A 23,175-nucleotide genomic window follows, 5' to 3' on the forward strand; every position below is an offset into this window, starting at 1 on the left:
TGCGAGAAAGTTTATGCATGCAGGTACTCAAGGAGATCCTTTTAAATTTTATGTAAATCATAATGTAGGCAAGATAGATGATGCTGTTGGTTTATTTACTGCAGCATGGCGTTTTTTGAGAAGGTATTCTGTAAATAATACTATACCTACATTAGCTGTAAATTCTTGGATTCAGTTTTCTGCAGCTTATATTGCGGCAGCAATAATAACACCTAATAACTTAGACTTTATTACAGCTATTCTTAATCCAAAGCTAATGTCGGTTTATGCTCTTGTTTGTGTTATTTTTGGATCCATTTTATTAGCCTCCCTTTTTATGAAGTATATGAATAAGAAGGAGATAAAGGAAGAAAGTTCAATAGATGTAAAAATCAGAGGTGGAAAACCAGGTGAAATAAGCGAGATTGCTGAAAGCGCATTAAGAATAGAGATTATTCCAGATTTAAGCCTTATAGGTCATAAAAAAGAAAATTTTTCAATAGTTTTACCAATTTCTGAAGAGCAAAGTGGAATATTAAAAAATCAAGAACAAGAGAATAGAAATAAGATTATTCTTCTCACTATACCATATATAATTGGTGGAGCGATTATAATTGGTGCACTTGTGCAAAGTGGATTTAGCTTTGCTAATGTTTTAGGTTGGGAAGAATGGGTTATCATTGTAGTAATAAGTGCTATTGTTATTGCTGGTATATGGGTAACATTAAATAAATTAAGGAATAATGAGACAAATAATAAACACAATACCATATTGAAATTTGATAATCCAAATCCTTATCCTATTGTCAATATTTTTGTTCCATTTACAGGAGATAAAATTATATCAGTAATGGAAAAAAAGGCAGAAGATCAAGAAAAAACTGATCCATTATCTCGATTGGAAAGATTACTTGATAAGCATTTAACTAATTTCACAGGCGAGATTATTAACTTGTTTAGAGAGAAGTTGACTGATTTTAGTAGTAAAATGATTGCGTCACTTGATAAATTCTTAAATGAAAGTAAAACATCGATTGATAAGTTTTTAAACTCTGCAGATGCTAATATTGAAAAAACGCTTGATGGCATGGGAAAAAATATAAAGATTTTACTTGATAATTTAGAGATAAAAATAAAAAAAGATGTAGAGGAGGTTAAGAAAAATGCTAATAAAGAAATAACTCAATGTTTGAAAGATATTAGTAACAGTATAGATGTGTCGTTAAAAGAATTAAGAGATGAATTAGCAGCAAAGCTTAATCAAATTCAGCCTAGGGGAGTTGGAAGTTGGCTTTTTGCACTTTCTCCTACTGGAAATAATAGACAGTCTAGTACTGCTGAAGGTAATAATAATCATGCTGCAAGTAATGAACAGTCCGGTACTACTATAGGTAGTGATAGTGACGATTCTTTAGAGAATTCTACGGAAGATGTTTTTTCTGAGTGTCAAACTTGGAGTGAAAAAGATAGAGCAGAAGTAAATAAAGAAATAAATGATATCATCCAAGCTAAACTTGGGCCAGTACGAACAGAACTTACAACATTGCAAGAGTTGATAAGGAAAAATGGATCCGGTAGTAGCCGTGATAGTGGCGTTAGTTTTGAAAGTGAAAATGCTGCTGATCCACTAGAAACACAAGTAAAAGAGCAACGTAGAGAAGTTAAACGTTTGAAATTACAAAAAGAAAGTGACGAATTAGCGGAGCAACAGGAAGGATTAGAAAATGGACTCAAAGAACTTCCTAAACAAAAAGAATGGAGAGAAAAAATTTATGGCGAACCAAGAGAGTTTTTTAAGTATGTGTTAAAATCTATAAAACTGGAAGGAGAGAGTGAGCACGGCAAAATTGGTACAACGCTGAGAAATTTTGATAATAAAATAATAATTCACTGGAAAGATGGTTCTGAGACAACTTGTTATATTGATAGACAAGGTAACCTTCAAGTTCAACCTAATACTACATTTTTTGTAGATTCAAATATTCAAGCGGGATTTGCAGTTGCAGTGCCGTGTGCAGGGTAGTTACTATAGATCATTCAGTAACAACCTTAATAGTTGATAATAATGAAGAAAAATTAAGATTAGATAGCTATATAGCTGAAAAGTGTAATATATCACGGAGCAAGGCTCAAAAATTGATACAGAACAAGCAAGTAAGACTACTTGATTACCCAATAATTAACAACAATCACGTAGTAAAACCAGGTGAGGAGTACACTGTACATCTTCTTTTACCTAGCAGTCCTATCTCAATTGAGTCTAATCACGATATAAAACTTGATATAATTCATGAAGACGAAGATATCATAGTACTGAATAAACAAAGTGGACTAACAGTTCATCCAGGTAACGGAACAAGCAATGATACACTTTTGAATGCAGTTATTGCACATCTTGGAAAAGTTCCATATGACCATGCAAGGCCAGGAATTGTTCATAGACTTGATAAAGATACTAGCGGATTGATGGTGATTGCAAAAAATGAGGATTCCCATAGTTTTTTATCAACATTACTTGCAAATCGTGAAATAAAGCGGGAATATTTAGCAGTAGTGTGGGGAGTATTATCTACTCAGCATGGGACTATAAAAACTAACATTGCTCCAAAGCGTAATAATAAAGAAATGATGTGTGTAACAAAAACCATAGGTAAATCAGCGATCACTCATTATTTTGTACAAAAGATTATAGGGCCAGCAAGTCTGGTAAAATGTGTTTTAGAGACAGGTAGGACACACCAAATTCGAGTACATATGAGCCACATAGGGCATTCTATAGTTGGTGATCAAGTTTATGGTAAAAATAGTAGTAAAAGTATGAAATATACTAAAAATTCTAGTTTCATTCGTAATTTCAATAGGCAAGCACTGCATGCTTATAAACTGGGATTATACCATCCAAAAAGTAAAGAATACATAGAGTTTAATTCTGATTTACCACAAGATATTGAAATTTTAATCAGCGAGTGTGAAAATATATAGCTAACCAAGGTAAGATTTTCCTCTTCGTTTGTGATCCTTATTTTAATTTGTAAGAACATGATTTCAACATATAAGATCTATTGTATAATGCTATAATGCAACTAAATTTTAACAGCTCATTTTTGGATCTATATGCCCGTGACGGGTTAATAAAATTAGACGAAATATTTTTGAATTACATTAAATCATGTGATGAAGATTTATTTTATTCGTTAATTGAGAAAAGGGAAAAGGCAGCTCCCTCTTCTCTGTCATCCCAGATCTTATCCAAAGTGTCATCCCGGTGCGTGACACTGGAATCCAGTCAGATGACAGATAGCCAGTTAATAATAGACCTCTCATATTTACTTGATGAGTTTATTGCAAAACTTTTCAACATCGAAAAAGAAATAGAGGAGCTAAAGAAAAAACATAATGACTTTGCTGCAGTGTATAAATGCAAAAGGTTATTTGTTCAGCGCTATGCATTGAAGAAATATGCTGATGTGGCAAGCATAGATATTGATTATGTTACTAATAAACTGAGTCATTTTCTTACTTTGCCAATAACTGAACAAAACTTTGCCAAGCAGGTTATACATTGGTTTGAGGACAAAGAGAATCACAAAGAGGAAGTAGAACTTGCAGCGCAATATGCAGCGTGGAGAGTTAAAAATGAAAATCTCTCTGTCATCCCAGTGCTTGACACTGGGATCCAGAAACAAAAAATGACATCAATACTGTTTAGTACACACAAAAAAATTGACCACGAAAACCTAATACCACTTTCTAAAAAAGAAGTGAATGGTATAGAAGTACTGTGTTCAAATGAAATAAAAAGACGTTATGGTTTTGATCTAACAAGTGAAAAACCTAGTTTGGAAAAAGCACTAGATAACGCTCACTACTGCATATTCTGTCATAAACAAAACAAGGATAGTTGTTCAAAAGGATTATTAGACAAGTCGGTGTCATTCCAGCGCGTGACGCTGGAATCTAGAGAAAAAGAATGGATCCCAGTGTCAAGCACTGGGATGACAACTGGGTGTGCTGGGATGACAAAGGAATGTACTCAGATGACAGGTGGGTATACTGAAATAACAGATGGATGCGCAAGGAGTACATTGAATAATGACAATATTTTCAAAAAATCCCCACTTAACGTTGAACTACACGGCTGCCCACTAGAGCAGAAAATATCAGAAATGAATATGGTGAAAAGTGAGGGGTACAGCATAGCAAGCCTTGCAATCGTGATGATAGATAACCCCTTATGTGCAGCAACAGGGCATAGGATATGCAATGATTGCATGAATTCGTGCATATATCAAAAGCAGGAGCCTGTGAATGTACCAATGATTGAAACAAGAACTTTGGATGACGTGCTCAGCTTACCGTATGGATTTGAAATATATTCTCTGCTTAGCCGTTGGAATCCTTTAAATTTTCAGCGTCCATTGCCAAAAGAAAATACTGGAAAAAATGTTCTAATTGTGGGGCAAGGCCCTGCAGGCTTTAATTTGGCTCATCATTTATTAAGTGACGGACATAATGTTGTTGCGATTGATGGACTAAAAATTGAGCCTTTAATTGACGATTTTCAGCCGATTAAAAACTTTCAGTATGAGAAATTAAGTGAACGCACGGCTGGTGGATTTGGTGGAGTGGCAGAATATGGAATTACATCTAGATGGGACAAGAATTACTTAAAAATTATCAGATTATTGCTAGAAAGACGTAAAAATTTTGCACTTTATGGAGGAATTCGTTTTGGTAGCACAATTACCGCGAAAGGTAGCTTCAATTTAGGCTTTGATCACATCGCCTTGGCGCTTGGCTCTGGCAAACCTAAAACGATAAAAATAAAGAACATGCTAGCTCGTGGAGTGCGTATGGCATCTGACTTTTTGATGTCACTGCAGCTGACAGGTGCTCTTAAATTTGATTCCATAGCAAACCTGCAAGTCCGCATGCCAGTAGTTGTAATAGGAGCAGGACTTACTGCAATTGACACTGCTACTGAAGCTTTAGCGTATTACCCAATGCAAGTAGAAAAATTTCTTTATCGGTACGCAATACTGGTAGATAAACACGGAAAGAATTATGTTGAAAAAGATTGGACAGATGAAGAGCGCGAGATTGCAAATGAGTTTATATCACATGCTAAATTAATTAGAGAAGAGTACAAGATTGCAAAAGAAAGTGGGGAAGAACCGAAAATATTAGAGTTAATGCAAAACTGGGGGGGAGTAAAAGTTATATATAGAAAAGAGTTGAAAGATTCTCCAAGTTATCGATTAAATAGTGAAGAGGTGCAAAATGCGTTATCAGAAGGAATTCACTTTATCGAAAATTTAGAACCAGTTGAAATCCTGACAGATAAATATAATCACACTGAATCATTGAAGCTAGCAGGCAATAAATCCGGTGAAGTAAAATGTATAAAAGCACGTTCTATTTTCATAGCAGCAGGTACTGAGCCAAATACTGTTATTGCAACTGAAGATAAGGAACATTTTAAATTGAATAAAGGATATTTTACTCATTTGGATTCGTCAGGAAAGGAAGTAGATCAAATTTTCTCCCCTAAAATGGAGGATAAAGATAGAATATTAGTATACAAGCAAGGCAACAAAGCAATCAGCTTTTTTGGTGACTTACATCCTTCATATAGTGGCAGTGTTGTGAAAGCTATGGCAAGTGTCAAGAATGGTTATCCTATTATTTCTCAGCTCTTAAGTGAGGTTAATCGACCTTTCCATGTCATCCCAGTACTTGATACTGGGATCCAGGAGGAAAAAAATGTGCAGATCCCAGTGTCAGCTACTCGGATGACGCCGGTCCAAATTAACGAAGAGTTTTTCAACAAAATAAAAGAGCAATTTACTGCAAAAGTCATAAAGGTTCAGTATTTAACCAATAAAGTGGTAGAAATAGTGATTAAAGCGCCACTTGCAGCGAGGAATTTCCAGCCTGGACAATTCTTTAGATTACAAAACTTTGAAGTTAACGGTGAGAAAGCTAATAGTACAAGTTTTGCTATGGAAGGTATAGCTGTAACAGGTACTGAAGTAGATAAAGAAAAAGGAATAATCTCCACTATTGTGCTCGAAACTGGTGGTTCCAGTAATTTATGTAAATATCTAAAAGAAGGCGAGCAAATAATTCTTATGGGCCCAACTGGCAGCCCTACCAATACCAATTAACAATAAAGTTAATTATTTAATTAGATCGGTTAATATTTACTCGTAACTTATCATGTACCACAGCCTGGGCGCTAATATACGAACAATGTTTCTTGTGAAAAATCATTTGCCTAATGATAAATTTTATATAATCTAACTTAATAGTTATGTTATTTTTAATATAAAACATGTATATTTATACATTATATATATTTTTTATATAGGGAGTTACATAAAAATGAAGAAATTCTTCACTTTAGCTGCATTATTTACTTCATCTTTAGCAGGTGCCGTTGATTCAGCTGATTCAGAAAATAAATACTATGTAGGTTTAAACGTTGGTGGAGGATACGTTAGAGGTGGATACGTTGATGATAAATACAATGGTGGCTTGAGTGTTCGTCCTAGCTTTCTTATTGGTTATAATGATCGAAAAAACTCTAAACTTGAACTTGAGATTAACAGTGATATTCACACATTGGAGAATATAAGAGCTCGTTTTTTGATAAACTACCGTTATTATCCTGATTTCTTAGATATTGATCCTGTTACTATGTACTTTAGTGGAGGTTTAGGGGGATATTTTCACTATCTTCACATAAATAAAAGCGACAGTACTGCACAATCGACACAAGATGAACATACTAATGCGAACAATGAACCATCTGACTCTCTAGCAAGAAAGATATTGAGTCATGTTCCATATAAACTGGAGTTCGGTGTTGATTATGCATTCACTCCGCAGATAATTTTTGCGCTTGGTTTTACCACAGGTGGACGCTTTGATATGTCAGTTATAGAAGGAATCACGGAAATTGGGATACGTTATAATTTTTAATGCTGGCATGTAGTCTTGAGTTTTGATTTCTAAATTATATATAAACATTTTTTAATGCTTATATATAATAATTTAACCTTATTGATTGCATGTATGAATTGAATATGAAGAATTGGTCTGTTAGGTAACTATTTTTTAAATAATAATAAAATTAGAAAGCTTTAGCTTCTCACCAGGCTGGTAGCATATATATAACCTATCATCTCTCAGGTGTTTAAGTTTCCTGGGTAAGAACATTTGCCACTATCTCAACGCCAACTATTTCTGGCATACCACTCTCTGGTGATTGCTGTGTGTTTTCATCATGCTTACCTTTTTGAACCTTTTGTTCCTCAGTAGAAGGAGCGTTTTGTGGTTGCAAGTTTTGCTCATCTGTGAGTGCTTTGCGAACTCCTTCAACAGAAGGTTTTAGTTTTTCTTCAATATAACCAGCAATAAGAGCAAAAACACATCCTAGAAGCATACTACTCACAATTATACAGGCGCTACAAACAAGTACAATTAACCCAATTTCCGAACGTGGGTCAATTTTACTTATTATTCCACTAATAATGAGCCCTACTCCTCCTACCAAAACACATAAAGTTAGTGTAAACATCACACATGAATCTGCTCTGCGTATTTTTTGTTCTTGATTTATCGCGGAAATAATAGTTTTATTAATATATGTATACTTATCACCATCTTTTCCAGATAATTCTTTTGCGAGATCATCACCCAAGCGCTTTTCAAGCAAGCTCTCAAGAATATTCTCTTGTTTTGCAAAATCTATTATTTTATTAGCGTTATGCTTATTTTTAGCAAGACAAGCATAAAATAGCAGACTTCTACGACCATTATAACCAACAAGAATAGAGCTCATATTTCTACTGTTTTCTAATTTTAATATATCACTAACATCTTCATTTTTATCTATTGCAGCATGTAACTCTTTATATAACTCTTTCTGTTTTTCTGTTAACTGACTATATCCCATATTTTCAACTTAAAGCTAATTGTTAATATTTTAATATAAGATATATAATTTAATACTTCAATTAAATTTTTAGGTAATATGATAAATAGATCAATACTTAAAAAAGAAATTTACTTTTTGCTCTCGTCATCAAGTTTAAAGAGCACGATTGTGGAAATCAAACCTATTGCAACTATTATTAGTGAAAACGGTGCTGCTTCTCTGTAACGCTCATCACTTACAAGCTCATATATTCTTGTTGATATAGTTTCAAAATTAAATGGCCTTATGATTAATGTTGCTGTGAGCTCCTTTATGGTATCAATAAATACAAGCAAGAATCCTGATAGAATGCTTTTCTTGATGAGAGGGATATGAATATTCAGGCATGTGGAAATAGGGCCATGACCCATAGTATATGCAGTCCATTCAATTTCATTCGGTGTTTTTTTGAGGCCTGATTCTACTGCCTTAAATGATATCGCAAAAAAACGAAATAAATATGAATAAACTAAGGCACCTATAGTCCCCACCAAACTAATTTCTACAACATGCTGGGTAACGAAGGAGGATATTTTGCTTAAAAATATTATTATGCTGATGGCAATGATTGCATTTGGAATTGCATAGCCAAGAGAAATGATGCGTGCTATGTTTCTGATTATTTTATTTTTACGTGCTGTGTATCCAATTACTATTGCAATGCTAATAGAGATCAACGCAGTGATAAATGATAAACTCACGCTATTTGCTATTATATTATAGAATCTTGTATCGTATATGAAAAATCCCTTTTCTACGCTCCAATATATCAGCGGAATAATTGGCAGGATAAAACCTATGAGTATTGGTAATATACACATAATGTAAGTAAAGATTAATGGTATAGTGCCATTTATATTACGTTTACTGTGATAGTCTGAATTGGTATTGATTGATGAATAGGATATTCCTTTTTTTTGCAGGCTTTTTTCAAGGGATATTAGCATTACGACGAAAACCAATTCCCCAACTGCCAAAATAGTAGTTAAATATTTGTCATGCAGTAAAAACCACGTACGGTATATTCCTGTTGTAAAAGTATCTATAGCAAGAAACTGTGGTGTGCCAAAATCCGTGATTACCTCCATGAGAACTAATGACAATCCGGCTATAATTGACGGGCGTATAGATGGTATTATGACAGAAAACAAACTGCGCAATGATGAAAACCCAAGTGTCGATGCAATCGTAACGGAGTTGCTAACATTCTTAAGATTTGAGCGAACTAATATGTAAACGTATGGGTATAAACTAAAGCCCATTACTAGTATTCCACCACTTAGGGACTTTATTTCCGGAAACCAATAATCACCTTTGCTCCATTGAAAAAATTCTCTTAAAGAGCTTTGCACTGGACCTGAAAACTCAAGAGTATTTACATAAACGAATGATATTATATATCCTGGAATCGAGATAGGAAAAAATAAAGCAATCTCAAAAATTCTGCGACCAGGAAATGAAAAAAATGTGGTAAGCCAAGCTGGAATTACTCCAAACACAAACGATATTCCACCCACTCCTATCATCAAAATTAACGTATTCAGTATATATTCAGGAAAAAGCGTACTGATTACCCAATCAGAGTTTGCTGTATCTGTAAATAAAATCGATATTAACGATAATATTGGGCAGACGAATAATATACTTACTAAAAATAAGAATACATTTTTAAATATTCTTAAAAACATTAATTGAACTCTATAGTTAATATCAAAATGTTATATGTAAACACTGAAGATATCCAGTAATTCAGAATCATTGTCCAAATGCATGCTATCTTATTGGTTTTATGTGTTACTTTTTAATTCATGTTGGAGTCAAATTTTTAATAAAAATAGTCAATTTATCATTGATTTATGTTAAAAACACATTATATTACTACTAATTAATAAACATAGGAATATGTATGAATAAATGCAAAGGATATAAATTTGAAAAGGGGGAACAATTGGGATCTAGTTCTTCTGGTGATGGTGGAAATCTGAACACTACAGAATATCGCTATCATTTGCGTATAACTGATGATAAGGGTACTGTAATTGCTGAAGTTGACCAGACTCATATGAAATATATTGAGGAAGTTTCTCCTGGATTTTTCTGGGATACAACTGATGAATATCTACGAATTGAAGGTTGGCCTGGCGATTATGGTATAAAAGATTTTTTTATAGAATTTGAAAATGGAAAATTCGTTCTTACTGGTAAGAATATTAATACCATGGTTAAAATAGATAACTTTACTCTTACAGGTGATGGTAAAGAATTACTCAGTGAATGTTCTGCAAGTGCACATGAATATCACGTACCACCTTATCACTCTTGTGATCAGGAAGGTTGTGGAACATATAATGAACCTTTAGCACCAGATTTTGATCTATTATAGATATAGCTAAAATAGGTAAGGTTTATCATTTTTTTGTCATCCTATGATTTGGGTCTAGGATCCAGTTTAAAGGAAATTCCTGGATTCCAGCGTCACGCGCTGGAATGACAACTGCTTGTTTTCAAAAATTGTTTAAATATTACTGATTCTATTAGGTAAACCTTATTTATCTTAGCTATACATATGTAGTCTTAGTAAGTAGACCAAGATCTATTATTTTTTTAACATATCTTGTCTACTCACTTTTTTCCATTCACCTGAATGGATACCTCATTGTATTTGAGCAAGCTGTATATGAGGATTGCAATGATAGAACATGAAATTGTCAAGAGTAGATTTGACAAAATACCATAGTGAAAAAATTTTCCTACTATGTAGATTCCGATAGCTCCAAATGCCATGTTGCAAAATGAAATGACAGCGCTACCAAGCCCTATATTTTTAATCGTTTCTAAAGCAGAGGTGACGTTGTTGCTTATTATTAATGCAAGACCGATATTGCTTGGAATCCATGCAGCTTGAAGAGTGAACACATTTAATTTATTTATGAAATAAAAATACAGAACTAAACTATCGGATATTATTGGCAACACCAAACCTATTATCAACATCTTACTAATTCCTATTTTCGGTACATATCTTCTGTTAATGAGAGTTCCAATTATATAAAATATAACGATAATTGATATGAGATACCCAAAATATTGCACTTCAACACCCATAGATTCAAATATGAACGGATAGTTAGCAATGTATGCCCAAAGCCACATAAAAGTTAACCCGTGAATAGCGGAGAATCCAAGAAAACGGTAATTTCTAGAGATTTGAATATATTGCTTGAAAATATTAGTAATCACAAGGCTGATACTAGTTTTATTTTTATTTACAATTAATGTTTCTTGTAATTTGAAGTAAATCAGACCTAGCATAATGATTGCTGTTAATGACATAATAAGGAACAGAAAATTCCAACTATACCCATGTGATATTGCATAACTCCCTATTACTGGTGCTATTCCAGGTGAAAGCGCTACAACCATATTCAATTTTGAAATTACTCTTGAGTAGTCGCTACCTGAATACATATCTCTTATTGCTGCATATCCTACAACGCCTGCAACGCCAGCTCCCATTCCTTGTATGAAGCGAATGAATATAAAAAATACAATATTATCAGCTAAGTAGCATATTATGCTTGCTAAAGTAAAAATTGTCATACCGACTAACATTATTGGGCGCCTACCATAATGGTCTGATAATGGCCCATAGATTAATCCTGATATTGCAAGCCCTACCAAATTAAAACTAATTGTAAGCTGTGCTATGCTACCTTCCACGTTAAAATAACTTGCAATATTTGGTAATGCCACTGAATACAAATCAGTAGCCATATCAACAACTGCAACAGATAGTATCATGATAAGAGAGATAATATTTTGTGAAAGCGCTATTGCCACTTAATGATTTACTTGATCAAAGAGGTTTAATTATAATGTATTTTTTTCACTAGTATACTAATTTGACTGACAAATAAGCTTCTTTCGAACTATCAAGCTCCAACTGGACAATCTTGAGTTTTATCAGTCAAATTTTCAGGAGTCCCAATATCTTCAATTGTAGTACATGTATCAATATCTGGATTTTCTTGCTTCTCTCTACTTACTTTTTCGCATACTTTTATTATTCCAAATAATGCAATAGCAGCTAATGCAACCCCGATAAATATGCTAGCAGCTACAGCAGGATTAAAAGCTAAACCAGTAGATCCTAGAAAAACGATTGCTGTATAAATTCCTACTGCTAAAAATGGAGAAACTGCCATAAAACCATACATCACTTTTTTCTTTGTGCTAGTTTGTTGTGGTGACTCATTTGTAGTAGAAGGATCCTCTAATGAAACTGTTGGACCAGTCATGAAAGGTTCACTAACTTGATGTGTTGGTTTATTTTGTATAGTGTTAGCAAAACCAACTTTTTGTTGGCCACCAGTGCTAGCTTTAGCATCTGGAGCTTTTGCTGGAACTGAAGAGCCAGTTGTGTTAGATAGTTTCGCACTTGCATTATGCACAGAAACATTCTTTCGCTGAGATCTTTCTTTTTGTTCCATGAAAATTGGAGCATTTGAGTTAGGGTCGGCTTTAACTAGATTCTCAAAGCTCATAGGTTTTGTATGCACTATGTAATGTGCCCAATCTTCTAATGACATATCATCGGAGTATTTTGGAATTGCATTGCTACCTTTTACCGCCATTTCATTTTTCATGGCGCTTGCTAGCTCTTGATAAATGAATGCCATTATACTTTGTAAGGGTAGTTGTGGAAGATAATGTTTTGAAGAGTGAAAATATTTATCTTCTATGATATCGTTATGTGTAATGTCTACAAATTTGTGACATTCTTGCATCAATAATGCGTTGTAAAAAACTTTCAATACTCTTTCCTTGTCATAATTAAAATGAGTATTTATTACACTTAGCGTATCTTTTATAGATTGAAAGATTGAATCATAGAAAACTTTTGAAGAAATTGGCCGTTTTGTAGAATCCTTATCATGGTAACACAAATTACCATCTTCATTTGTAAGTACAGCACCATCTTTACGCAAAAATTGTCTGAAAGTGCTATGAATATTTTCACTCATTAATGACGCATATATGGAATAAATATTGATTTCATCATTATAATATTTTTCATTCCCTCTTTCCATTGCATCAAAAAAACCTTTTCCTGATAATGTACTGATGTTCTCAAGGTTTAAATACATTGGAGTTTCATAGTGCATATATTTTTTATCTACAAGTCTATAGTCTGCACCAGATATAGTTAACTTTGTTGGTACAATTGGAAAATCTCTATATTCTTTAGGTATGCTATCTGGGTATGCTGAAGTTATTCTACCATACTTAGGGTTATATTGTTTTTGTACATTAGATAGTTCTTTTTTATATTTCAAATTAACATACTCTTGTTCTGCTATGTAAAAATCAACGTAGCACTTACCTTTTCTATTTGGATCCCTTCCAACTCTTCCTGTAAACTGTAGCCAAAAATCTGGACTCAGTATTTCAGAGGGCTCTGGCGCAAGTAACACACCGTAATCAATTGGAGCATCAATTCCCATTGCAAGTTCTTTAGAAATAATTTTTGGTACAAAGCCTGCTTTAACAAAGTTCAGTACATTGTCTTTATCATCTTTAGATAAATTTTCTATAGTTTCTATCCCTTCAGCATTAAAACGTCTGAATTTTCTATCAAAATAAGAAATAATGACATCTTTTTCACAAAACTTTTTGATTGTATCCCTTTTTGATTTTGAAAAAATATTATCATGAAGCTTTTTATCTCCTCTATAGTTACGATCAAAATTTTCTTGAAGTTTAGGGTTATTTCTATAAATATCACCTAATTCCCATATAATGTCTGTTAATTCTGATTTGAAATTAGTACTACTAGTATTAGTAATACCATACTTGTTTTCGATAAACTCACTTATTTCATTTTTATTAAATGCTTTACCACTCTTCCTGTACTCATTAAAAATATCAATTATGTTACGGAGTTTTGTTGATGCAAGTAATTCTCCACCAACTCTGGTGTCTAAGTTTTCTTCAATAAAAGATTTGATTTCTTCATCACTTAGTCCAGTATTTAATTTCCTTATGGAAGTAAAAAATGATTCTTTACGCTCTGATCCTCTACGCTCCAACTCTAGATTATCTTTAGTTAAAACATCATTAAGTCTCTTAGTGCCAGTTATCGCTTCAACAATGTTTGTAATATAATCATCTCTATTATGATATTTTTTTTCAGAAGCGATTAGTGTTACCTTGTAGGCCTTACTATCTAAAGTTTTGTCAATGAATCTCAAGAATAATTGTGATTTTTCTTGATTATCTTGTGCTGCATTTATACTTTTTTTGAGATCTTGATTGTTCTTTTTAGAACCATCTAGATTTGTGTGTGTATTTTCATATTTTTGAATGTACTGCTCTTCTGGTCCAACATATCCTCTTGAGTGAGTATTATTGTGACACATAGAATATATTCCATTAGCAACATAAAATATAGGTATCTTCCCAATTCTAAGTGCTGTTCTTTCTTTTGGAGAAAGTAAAATTTGGTTTTGTTCTGGTATCTGAAATTCTTTACTCAAGAATGCATTTGGTGTAGCACTAAAAATAGCAATAAGATTATAGAGTGCTATATAAATTGCACGGACCATTTGCACGACATTTGCCTTCAGTTTTGTAGGTTCATCCACAATGAATAATGCTGGTTCATTGTTATTTTTACCATATGTATTGTTGAACAGATTCCATTGCTTCTCTAACGCTTCAGTAAATGTTGTAGTTGCAAATCTAGTATTTTGCTCAGTAAAAGATTTAGCGAATTTTACTACAACTTCATCAGGTAAAAATTCTTTATCAAAATTATTAGATTGATCTATCAAATGATCGGGAACCATAGTTATGCACGGAGTGTCTGTAAGATAAGCCCAAAGCTTTAAAAGTGCTATATCACCAGTTTTCCCTGAACCTGTTGCTATATTATTTGCCAACCTCAATCTTTCCTTTAATGTCTTTGATTCGTCTTCTAATATTTCTATAACTTTATAAAAGTTTGCAAAACGCAAATTAAATGGAACTTTTTTACCTAGCCCACCTACTTTTAAATCTTGCAATCTAGCTTCATCGCGCAAACCAACAGCAAATGCCACATTATTCGTATCTTTCTCGAAAGAAACTTCACTTTTAGCCCATAGACCTATGATTTCCTCACCAGTATAGCTCAGTACATCCTTAACTTCTGGTTTAGTATGCTGACCTAAAACTTCCAGTTTATAGTGAACGCCTTTTTTGGTAATCTTAATTTGATATTTTTTACCTTCTACTTTAAATTCTACTTGTTCTTTGCTTTCATTTATTGCTTTTAAAATTACATCATTGAATGACTTTCCATCATTAACTTTAAGTTCGTTAAGTTTGTGTAGAAGCAAGTAACTATTGTATACATTTTTTGCAGCTTCTAGTGGAGTTGGGTTTGGTCTATTCGTCATATCACTATCTCCTTAGTACAATTAGTATATATAGTAATTATAGCTAATATTTTAACATTTGTCAATTTTGATTAATGAATTATCAGTACTTAAGAAATTCTGTAGATATAAATGTATAGATTTTTTGCCGCATCGTTGCTACAATTAACCTCTTTGAATAGTTAAAAATTGATGAACGAACTACAAAAATTAAGCATTGTGCAGATGCATGAGGGGCTCAAAAAGAAGAATTTTTCCGCTGTGGAACTTATAGAAGCGCATATCAATGCAGTTGAAAATGAAAAATTGAATGCGTTTATAACGAAAACTCCAGAAATAGCAATTGAGGCTGCAAAGGCTGCAGATGAGCAGCTCTCTAAGCAAAATGGTGATTTAATTTCACCACTTATGGGTATACCAGTTGGTGTTAAAGATTTATTCTGCACTAAAGGAATCAAAACAACAGCAGCTTCAAAAATGCTAGAAAATTTCGTACCAACTTATGAATCTACGGTTTCTGATTCGCTTTTGCGAAGTGGTGCAGTAATGCTTGGCAAGCTTAATATGGATGAATTTGCTATGGGTTCTGCAAATACGAATAGTTATTTTGGCCCTGTTGAAAACGTATGGCTCAGAAAAAGTGATGGAGAAAAAGTTGTACCTGGTGGATCATCTGGTGGTTCCGCCGCAGCTGTTGCAGGATTTTTATGTGCTGGAACGCTCGGAAGCGATACTGGTGGTTCTGTACGTCAACCAGCAGCTTATTGTGGAGTGGTTGGGGTAAAACCAACGTATGGAAGATGCTCACGTTTTGGTATGATTGCATTTGCTAGTTCTCTTGACCAAGCAGGGGTGATTACACGTTCTGTTTCTGATGCTGCATTAATGCTGGAAGCCATCTCTGGCTATGATAAAAAAGATTCAACATCAAGTGAAAGGCCAGTACCTAAATTTTCCAATTTTATAAATAGCGATATCAAAGGTAAGCGTATCGGTATACCAAAAGAATATAGAATGGATGGAATCTCAGATGAAATTGTTCTCCATTGGGAAAAAGTTGCTTCTTATTTAAAAGAAAATGGAGCTGAGGTTGTTGAAATCACACTGCCACATACTAAATATGCAATTCCAGTCTATTATCTAATTTGTTCTGCTGAAACATCATCTAATCTTGCTCGTTATGATGGCGTGCGTTATGGGTTTAGGGTTGATGCTGACACGCTTGAAGATATGTATTCGTTAACAAGGGCAGAGGGCTTTGGTAAAGAGGTAAAAAGAAGGATTTTAATTGGTTCTTATGCACTTTCTTCAGGCCATTACAATGAATATTATGAAAAAGCACAGTGCATCAGGGCATTAATCCGCAATGACTTCATAAAAGCGTTTGAAAAAATAGATTACATACTCGTTCCATCTGCTCCAACAGAAGCTTTTGGTTTAAACGAAAAACCAGATCCTCTTATGATGTGTATTAATGATGTATTCACTGTACCTGCAAGTCTAGCTGGATTACCTGCAATTTCGGTTCCTGTTGGACTCTCTAATGAAGGCTTACCGCTTGGCTTACAAGTAATTGGAAATTATTATGATGAATCTGGAATATTAAACGTAGCAAATGTTATAGAGCAAAATTGTGGTAGAATAATTGAATAGACTTTTTTTGAAACTCTGTCATCCCAGTGCGTGACACACAACTGCACGAACATTGCAAATTTGAAGGCAAAAATGCGAAAAATGGTGTCATCCGGCTTTGTTGCATCGCTACGCAAAGATTTGAAATTATTAATAAAACTTTCCCTTTTTTCGTCATCCCAGTGCATCGACACACAAGTGTACGAACGTTTGTTATGGAAAGTGAAAAAGGTAATAATCGTAGACTTTTTCTGGGTTTCCACCACAATATTCAATGACAGGTTTTAGGATTTCAAGCCTGAGTTCATTCATAAAAGCTCTCCTTGCAAACTTATAACTCTTGATTTCGCTGCGTTTTCTGTATTCTGTTAATAAAACCGAAGCAATAAGAATCATGTATAGTGTGACCAAAATTGTGTTTTTGCTATGTCCAAGAAAATGCTTCGTGTTGAGCTCCTGCTTGATAAATTTGAAGAAAACTTCTATTGACCAGCGCCTTTTGTAAAGAGCGCAGACTTCTTCAGCAGACATTTCATAAATATTAGTCAAAAATGTGAGAACTTCGCCATTCTGTCGATTTTGCGCTTTAATTAGCCTGATTTCAAACGACAAAAATCTTGAACCTTTTTGCCCCAGCCTGACTACTACATCTTCCATTAGCTCAAGCGTTCCAGTCTGCATGCCTGCAACTTTTCCGTGGATACGCACAATTTGATAACGAATATTATCGTTGCCACGTGTGATAAAATGTATGCCTTTATCTATAAACTCCTCGAAAGTTGCACGTTTTTGCAGTCCTCGATCAAATATGCAAATCGACTCTTGACCGTGATTTAAAATCATTTCCCGGAACGATGTGCTGTCAGAGGAGCCCTTGGCTTGAGTATACAAGTTCAGCAACTTTGCAAACCTGCCGTCAGTGGCAACGGTGCACTTTACCATATTCTTTGCACCACCACGCCATGGTATTGCAGATTGCAGTAATTTGCTCGATAACTGCAGGGTTGTGGAATCTATAATTAATAGCTTTTCTTGGTCTTTTTGGTTACAAAAACTTTGTAAAACGAACGAAAAAATTCTTTCGAAGTACTTAATTGGTATCGTTTTTAAGCGGCTTGCCACCGATGAATGGCGCGTATTCAGGCAAAACATCCGACGATAATTTTCCTCGATAGTCCGCAAGCTCAGCTCGTTTTTCTCCAATATGCTGTACAGCAGTAAATTAAATATATTTTCTCCCGTAAGTTTGCCCACTTTGTAATCAACGCCAACCGCTTTGCCTATTTCATCTAACACTGCTTTCGGCAATTTTGATATTATTTCTTTGTAATAAAACACACTTCACACCCTAATTTTTTTCCTATCTTATCGCTAAATTAGACGTTCGTACAGTTGTGTGCATCGACACTGGGATCTAGCAAGCGAAGGTTGCATATAATACGTTGTTGGCATTGAAAATATATAAATAGATTCTAGCGTCACGCGCTAGAATGACAAAGGCGTGTAGTATTTTTGAGCGATGCAACAAAGCCAACTTTGTTCGCAAATTAATACAGTGGATAAACATCAAAAATTACATCAAAGCATAACACTATAGTAGAATTACACGCAAAATGGATCCCAGATACTGTCTTTGATGTCAAACAAATTATCCAACTAAATTACAATTAAATGGTTGATTGTTTTTAAGAATACCAAAAAAGACATGCATTAATTTTCTCATTAACGCAAGGACTATGACTTTTGGGCATTTACCTTTACTTGCTAGACGCTGACAAAATTTTTGAAAATGATTATTATGGTTTTTGACTACTATAGCTGGCATATAAAGGGCTTTTCGGACGCGCTCAGATCCTATTTTACATATGCAACTTCTCTTACTTACAGACGATCCAGATTCATAATGTCCTGGATTTAGACCAGCAAAAGCTGTAAATTGCTTAGCATTGTCAAAATTATCAGCCGCTGGCATTTCTGCAATAACAGCAACAGCAGTAAGATGTCCTATACCTTTTATAGTCTTGAGGTTTTCTACCATATTTTTTAGATGTGGATAGTGATTTATATGCTCATTAATTTCTGTTTCGAGAACAATAATTTGCTCCTCTATTGCCAAAATTACCTTAGATATAGCTTCTTTGCAGCTGGAATGCATATTTTCATTTTCCAAGCGGTTCATCTGTTGCAATTTATCATTTTTTAGCGATTGCATACAACGGTAAAGATCTCTTAAATGCCTCATTTCAGGTGCAATTGGTTTCCAAAGAGCAGGTTTATTAGCGATACAAAATCTAGCTATCATAGCTGCATCTGATTTATCTGTTTTATTTCTGAGCAGCTCACTTTTGCCAAAAGCCTTGATTTGAGCCGGGTTTACTATACTAACATTATGCCCTAAATCGTGCATAAAAGTAGCCAAATCTTCCCCATACCAGCTAGTTGCCTCAAGACACAGATGAATAAGATTTGCTCCATGGCCATTGCACCAAACCACAAGCTTTGCAAAGCCATCCTGATTATTTTGAAAGACTTTGTGTCGTTTTTTATTGTCCATCAGCAAACAAACATCAAATTTCTTTTTTGAAATATCCACACCCAAAATAGCATTTACTTGCATAAAATTACCTCCAAGACTATAAATAAACTGAGAGTTTAGACTAACCTTGTAATACGGGATATAATTCCAAAGATACTGTTCAGTCTTTTAACTCTATGGGAGGGGAGCAAAATCTGGAATTCGGCCTTATTGGCGTTAGTGTCAAGTCGGCTTCACCCTCCCTGCGTGGTATTTTAGCTCTAATGCCTCACATCATAAAGATACAAGTGTCACGCACTGGGATGACAATTTGATTTTGTTATGTGCAAAATAGTTTCGAAAGAAGTCTAAAAACTTCATGCCTAGCGAACTTCAAGCTCATACTCTAGTAAATCCTTACTCAGAATCTGTGGTAAAACTTTTCCTTCTTGGCCTCCAGTATATAGAACATACAAAGGAATACCGCCTCTTTTAAATTTTATTATATAATCAGCTATCTCTTTGTTTTGATTTGTCCAATCACCTTCCATGTATATTACATTGTGAGCTTTAAGAAGTTGCTGTACAGGCTCTGAATTTAATGTAACCTCATTGAATTTACAAGTTAAGCACCAATCAGCACTAATTGCTACAAAAACTGACTGTCCACCACTAGTCAACCTACTCAGCTCTTCTTGAGAAAAATTTATTTTTTTATTTGCTTGTAAATCACTTTGTAAAATAGCTTTCTGTGTTATTTCAAATAAAATGAATGGTAGCAGATTGAGTGATAGTAATAGTGCAAAGAGAGAAAATTTTGTTAATGCTTTGATATTATTAAAAAAATTCCATATCCATATACTAAACGTTAGAATTAACAGCCCAGTAAGTGTGGATAATACCATTCCTGTGCTTGACTCTTTAATTAATACCCAAAACAACCAAATAGCGGATAAAAATATAGGAAATGATAAAGAATGTTTAAGTGTTTCCATCCACCTCCCAGGTTTTGGTAGGAACTTTAGCGTAGTTGGAAAAAATGATATAATCAAATAAGGAAACGATATCCCAAAGCCTAGGGATAAAAAAATGCCGACAGAAAGTGTTGATGACTGAGTAAGAGCAAAGCCTATAGCTGGTGCCATAAAAGGCACAGTGCATGGAGTTGCAACCAGTGTTGCAAGCATTCCAACAAAAAAACTGCTATTCATTCTGCCAGAGTGAGAAAATATTAGAGGAATGTCATATAAGCCACAAAAGCATAAGCCTATTGCAAACATTACATATAGTAATATTAGTACAAAAATAGGGGACTGCATATGAAAACCCCAGCCCACTGAATAGCCTATATTACGTAACGTGAGTAACACTAAGGATAATATCAACATGCTAGTCAATACTCCAAGGGTGTAGGTTATACCATTTAATCTTAATTTAATTGGGTCTTTTGTGTCATTCAGTATTGCTATTGCTTTGAGAGAAAGAACTGGAAAAACGCAAGGCATACAATTGAGTATCACACCGCCAATGAATGCAAATGCTAAATTTATTAGAAATTCCATTACTATAATGCAAACCACACCAGAGCTTAGAGTAAAGGAGTTGGCTGAAATAATCAATTGACTATTTGCACTAGTATGTTAAAAATTTTTATATGTGGCGGGCGTAGCTCAGTTGGTAGAGCGTCAGTTTGTGGTACTGAATGTCGCCAGTTCAATCCTGGTCGTTCGCCCCATGCGAAGATTTATTTGCAACTTCTGGACTATTAAAAAATCCAGAAGCAATTGCAGTCTTATATGAGATTAGTATCGGTAACCTCATTTAATTTTCAAATATTTCCTGAGTTTATCCTATTTTCTTGGCTTTTCTATTGCTTTCTAATCAAAAGTTATGGTTATTGTACGATCAGCAGCCGTCTCATCATCCATTTGGGTTAATATAAGAACAGAACTAATCTCGAAACCAGAAACGTAAGTACTTTCTTCTCCTTCATCATCATAATGGCGTTTTTTACAATGGTACGGACCGCCAGGGTGAGCATGTGGACGTTGAGCATGTGAACGGTAAGTACTTGCTTCTCCTTCTTCATGCGATTCTTCCAACCATGTACGCCCAGGAGAGGGCTCATTACCATTCTTAATATCATCCTGGCAGAAGTTGCAATCAAAACTATTATCATAATCAGGATCATGGTGCCAATGAGAATGATACGGACTGTAGGTGCTTGCTTCTCCTTCTCTTGGATCGTGTTTCACGCGAAGGCCTTGTTCAATATCTTCTTCTCCATATTCATCAGACTCATCATGAAAGTAAGTACTTGCTTCTCCTTTTTTATTTAATACTGGAAAGCGAGGCGTATTTACAAGCGCATTTTGTTTCATATCTGATCGTGGGAAATTGCGTGCCATAATAATCCTTTAAAAAATAACTATGAAATTATTATAAGATAAAGTTGTAAAGGTCAACTAATTCATTGACAAATTTTGCAAAAAGCTCAAAGGAGTAATACCTCCAAGAGCTTGATGCGGCCTGTGTTCATTGTAATAAATTAAATATCTAAACAATTCATCCTTAAATTCTTGAACGGTCTCAAACGTTGTTCCCTCAATCAAATCATCATTTAAAGTCCGCCAAAAGCGCTCTACTTTGCCATTTGTTTGTGGTCTATATGGCCTTGTATATAAATGCTTTAAGCCAATTTCAACTAACATTCTTTCAAATGGATGTCCATCCAAATTACTTCTTGATGCAAACTCTGGTCCATTGTCTGTCATTACTTCTTTGAACTGAATACTGTAACTTTGCTTTATATAATTAAAACATCTGAGCACTGCAAACATTACATTCAGACTCTGAATATTTTCTAAAACTTCTGCCCATGCTATACGGCTTGCATCGTCTATTACACACACTAAATAGTATCTTTTGCTCTCATTTATTATCATATCTTTACTCAAATAATGACAGTCTATATGTGCCAATTCTCCAGCTTTTTCCCTGATTATCTTTCTCTTCACCTCTTTTTCTTTTGTGCTCAACTTATTCATGCCGGCTCTCTTAATAATATTATATATACCAGATGGAGAAGGTGTTTTGTTGCCCAACTTTTTTGCTAGTATAGCACAAATTTCATATTTATTTATCCCTTTTTTCCGCTCCTCTATAACTGCTTTTTCTATTTCAATATCTGTTCTTCTGCTTTCCCATCTTGGACCTCTTTTTCTTGGTAAAAACTCTTTTTCTAATCCGCTATTTCTATACCTATTATAATATTTACAGAATGTTTGTCTGTTGATTCCATTAGCGTGATAAAAATCGCCTACAAATCTATAAAATGGATGCTTTTTTGCCTTTGTTTGCTCATATTCTTTGATCAAAAATCTCCATTTACTTTGGTAATTTCTCTCTAAAGTTTTATCTTCTGTGTTTCTTCTCATACCTAACTCCCTCAAAAATGTTTCTTTTATCTTAACATTTTTGTCATCGAATTAGTTGACCTTTACAATCCCAGTGCGTGACACTTGTATCTTTATGATGTGAGGCATTAGAGCTAAAATACCACGCAGGAAGGGTGAAGCCGACTTGACACTAACGCCAATAAGGCCGAATTCCAGATTTTGCTCCCCTCCCATAGAGTTAAAAGACAGAAC

At 34.3% G+C, this 23,175-nt stretch carries 16 protein-coding genes and 1 tRNA gene; 8 read left to right on the plus strand and 9 right to left on the minus strand.

The genetic code is table 11. From position 1 onward, the window contains the following. Positions 1-13 precede the first annotated feature (13 nt). The 4 genes from ASM33_RS07795 to ASM33_RS07810 all read left to right on the plus strand — a co-directional run bounded on the left by ASM33_RS07795 (position 14) and on the right by ASM33_RS07810 (position 6,963). Positions 14-2,002, plus strand: a complete 1,989-nt coding sequence (locus tag ASM33_RS07795; protein WP_110409668.1) for a hypothetical protein — start codon at positions 14-16, stop codon at positions 2,000-2,002. Beyond that, positions 1,990-2,961, plus strand: a complete 972-nt coding sequence (locus ASM33_RS07800; protein WP_110409667.1) for an RluA family pseudouridine synthase — start codon at positions 1,990-1,992, stop codon at positions 2,959-2,961. Before ASM33_RS07795 ends, ASM33_RS07800 begins: the two co-directional genes overlap by 13 nt. 95 nt (positions 2,962-3,056) lie before the next feature. After that, entirely contained in the window at positions 3,057-6,146 is a 3,090-nt protein-coding gene (locus ASM33_RS07805; RefSeq protein ID WP_110409666.1) for an FAD-dependent oxidoreductase, read from the plus strand. 217 nt (positions 6,147-6,363) lie between these two features. Then, entirely contained in the window at positions 6,364-6,963 is a 600-nt protein-coding gene (locus ASM33_RS07810; protein ID WP_110409665.1) for a hypothetical protein, read from the plus strand. Positions 6,964-7,177: 214 nt separating this feature from the next. On the opposite strand, the gene ASM33_RS07815 is transcribed toward ASM33_RS07810, so the two are convergent. Both ASM33_RS07815 and ASM33_RS07820 read right to left on the minus strand, forming a co-directional pair. Beyond that, positions 7,178-7,939 (minus strand): ABC transporter permease family protein, encoded by a 762-nt coding sequence (locus ASM33_RS07815; RefSeq protein ID WP_110409664.1) that lies wholly within the window; start codon positions 7,937-7,939, stop codon positions 7,178-7,180. 110 nt (positions 7,940-8,049) lie between these two features. Continuing rightward, positions 8,050-9,648 carry an ABC transporter permease gene (locus ASM33_RS07820; protein WP_110409663.1) on the minus strand — a complete coding sequence of 533 codons (1,599 nt, stop codon included), beginning with the start codon at positions 9,646-9,648 and terminating at the stop codon, positions 8,050-8,052. Between the two features lie 218 nt (positions 9,649-9,866). Between ASM33_RS07820 and ASM33_RS07825 the strand changes: the two genes are divergently transcribed. After that, positions 9,867-10,343 carry a hypothetical protein gene (locus ASM33_RS07825; RefSeq protein WP_110409662.1) on the plus strand — a complete coding sequence of 159 codons (477 nt, stop codon included), beginning with the start codon at positions 9,867-9,869 and terminating at the stop codon, positions 10,341-10,343. Between the two features lie 239 nt (positions 10,344-10,582). Here ASM33_RS07825 and ASM33_RS07830 read toward each other — a convergent pair whose 3' ends face one another. Continuing rightward, positions 10,583-11,761, minus strand: coding sequence for a multidrug effflux MFS transporter (locus ASM33_RS07830; RefSeq protein WP_110409661.1), 1,179 nt, complete (start codon positions 11,759-11,761; stop codon positions 10,583-10,585). A 131-nt stretch (positions 11,762-11,892) separates the two neighbouring features. Then, positions 11,893-15,399, minus strand: a complete 3,507-nt coding sequence (locus ASM33_RS07835; RefSeq protein ID WP_110409660.1) for a DEAD/DEAH box helicase family protein — start codon at positions 15,397-15,399, stop codon at positions 11,893-11,895. Positions 15,400-15,570: 171 nt separating this feature from the next. Here ASM33_RS07835 and gatA point away from each other — a divergent pair, with 171 nt between their 5' ends. After that, complete coding sequence (gene gatA / locus ASM33_RS07840) at positions 15,571-17,031, plus strand: Asp-tRNA(Asn)/Glu-tRNA(Gln) amidotransferase subunit GatA (RefSeq protein ID WP_110409659.1); 1,461 nt, start codon at positions 15,571-15,573, stop codon at positions 17,029-17,031. Positions 17,032-17,223: 192 nt separating this feature from the next. Here the strand turns inward: gatA and ASM33_RS07845 are convergent, their stop codons facing one another. The 3 genes from ASM33_RS07845 to ASM33_RS07855 all read right to left on the minus strand — a co-directional run bounded on the left by ASM33_RS07845 (position 17,224) and on the right by ASM33_RS07855 (position 21,030). Then, on the minus strand, positions 17,224-18,348 hold the full coding sequence (locus ASM33_RS07845) for an IS4 family transposase (protein WP_110409390.1): 1,125 nt from the start codon (positions 18,346-18,348) through the stop codon (positions 17,224-17,226). A 310-nt stretch (positions 18,349-18,658) separates the two neighbouring features. Continuing rightward, positions 18,659-19,627, minus strand: coding sequence for an IS110 family RNA-guided transposase (locus ASM33_RS07850; protein ID WP_110409333.1), 969 nt, complete (start codon positions 19,625-19,627; stop codon positions 18,659-18,661). A 281-nt stretch (positions 19,628-19,908) separates the two neighbouring features. Next, positions 19,909-21,030 (minus strand): protein-disulfide reductase DsbD family protein, encoded by a 1,122-nt coding sequence (locus ASM33_RS07855; RefSeq protein WP_458695031.1) that lies wholly within the window; start codon positions 21,028-21,030, stop codon positions 19,909-19,911. On the opposite strand from ASM33_RS07855, the gene ASM33_RS08430 reads away from it, so the two are divergent. Then, a complete protein-coding gene (locus ASM33_RS08430; protein ID WP_157956398.1) occupies positions 20,975-21,148 on the plus strand; it encodes a hypothetical protein in 174 nt (57 codons plus the stop codon). The genes ASM33_RS07855 and ASM33_RS08430 overlap by 56 nt on opposite strands. A gap of 36 nt (positions 21,149-21,184) precedes the next feature. After that, positions 21,185-21,260, plus strand: a tRNA-His gene (locus ASM33_RS07860). Positions 21,261-21,402: 142 nt separating this feature from the next. On the opposite strand, the gene ASM33_RS07865 is transcribed toward ASM33_RS07860, so the two are convergent. After that, positions 21,403-21,933 carry a hypothetical protein gene (locus ASM33_RS07865; RefSeq protein WP_110409657.1) on the minus strand — a complete coding sequence of 177 codons (531 nt, stop codon included), beginning with the start codon at positions 21,931-21,933 and terminating at the stop codon, positions 21,403-21,405. Between the two features lie 57 nt (positions 21,934-21,990). Beyond that, complete coding sequence (locus tag ASM33_RS07870; protein ID WP_157956349.1) at positions 21,991-22,977, minus strand: integrase core domain-containing protein; 987 nt, start codon at positions 22,975-22,977, stop codon at positions 21,991-21,993. Positions 22,978-23,175: the final 198 nt, after the last annotated feature.

It is taken from the genome of Wolbachia endosymbiont of Folsomia candida, assembly GCF_001931755.2.
In the GTDB taxonomy this organism is placed as follows: Bacteria; Pseudomonadota; Alphaproteobacteria; order Rickettsiales; family Anaplasmataceae; genus Wolbachia.

Bases quoted from the DNA above. Each gene is read 5' to 3' on its own strand.
- ASM33_RS07830 (WP_110409661.1), bottom strand. From the start codon at position 11,761: ATGATACTATCTGTTGCAGTTGTTGATATGGCTACTGATTTGTATTCA.
- ASM33_RS07835 (WP_110409660.1), bottom strand. From the start codon at position 15,399: ATGACGAATAGACCAAACCCAACTCCACTAGAAGCTGCAAAAAATGTA.
- ASM33_RS07820 (WP_110409663.1), bottom strand. From the start codon at position 9,648: ATGTTTTTAAGAATATTTAAAAATGTATTCTTATTTTTAGTAAGTATA.
- gatA (WP_110409659.1), top strand. From the start codon at position 15,571: ATGAACGAACTACAAAAATTAAGCATTGTGCAGATGCATGAGGGGCTC.
- ASM33_RS07825 (WP_110409662.1), top strand. From the start codon at position 9,867: ATGAATAAATGCAAAGGATATAAATTTGAAAAGGGGGAACAATTGGGA.
- ASM33_RS07855 (WP_458695031.1), bottom strand. From the start codon at position 21,030: ATGCCTTGCGTTTTTCCAGTTCTTTCTCTCAAAGCAATAGCAATACTG.
- ASM33_RS07810 (WP_110409665.1), top strand. From the start codon at position 6,364: ATGAAGAAATTCTTCACTTTAGCTGCATTATTTACTTCATCTTTAGCA.
- ASM33_RS07805 (WP_110409666.1), top strand. From the start codon at position 3,057: ATGCAACTAAATTTTAACAGCTCATTTTTGGATCTATATGCCCGTGAC.
- ASM33_RS07865 (WP_110409657.1), bottom strand. From the start codon at position 21,933: ATGGCACGCAATTTCCCACGATCAGATATGAAACAAAATGCGCTTGTA.
- ASM33_RS07795 (WP_110409668.1), top strand. From the start codon at position 14: ATGCATGCAGGTACTCAAGGAGATCCTTTTAAATTTTATGTAAATCAT.
- ASM33_RS07850 (WP_110409333.1), bottom strand. From the start codon at position 19,627: ATGCAAGTAAATGCTATTTTGGGTGTGGATATTTCAAAAAAGAAATTT.
- ASM33_RS07815 (WP_110409664.1), bottom strand. From the start codon at position 7,939: ATGGGATATAGTCAGTTAACAGAAAAACAGAAAGAGTTATATAAAGAG.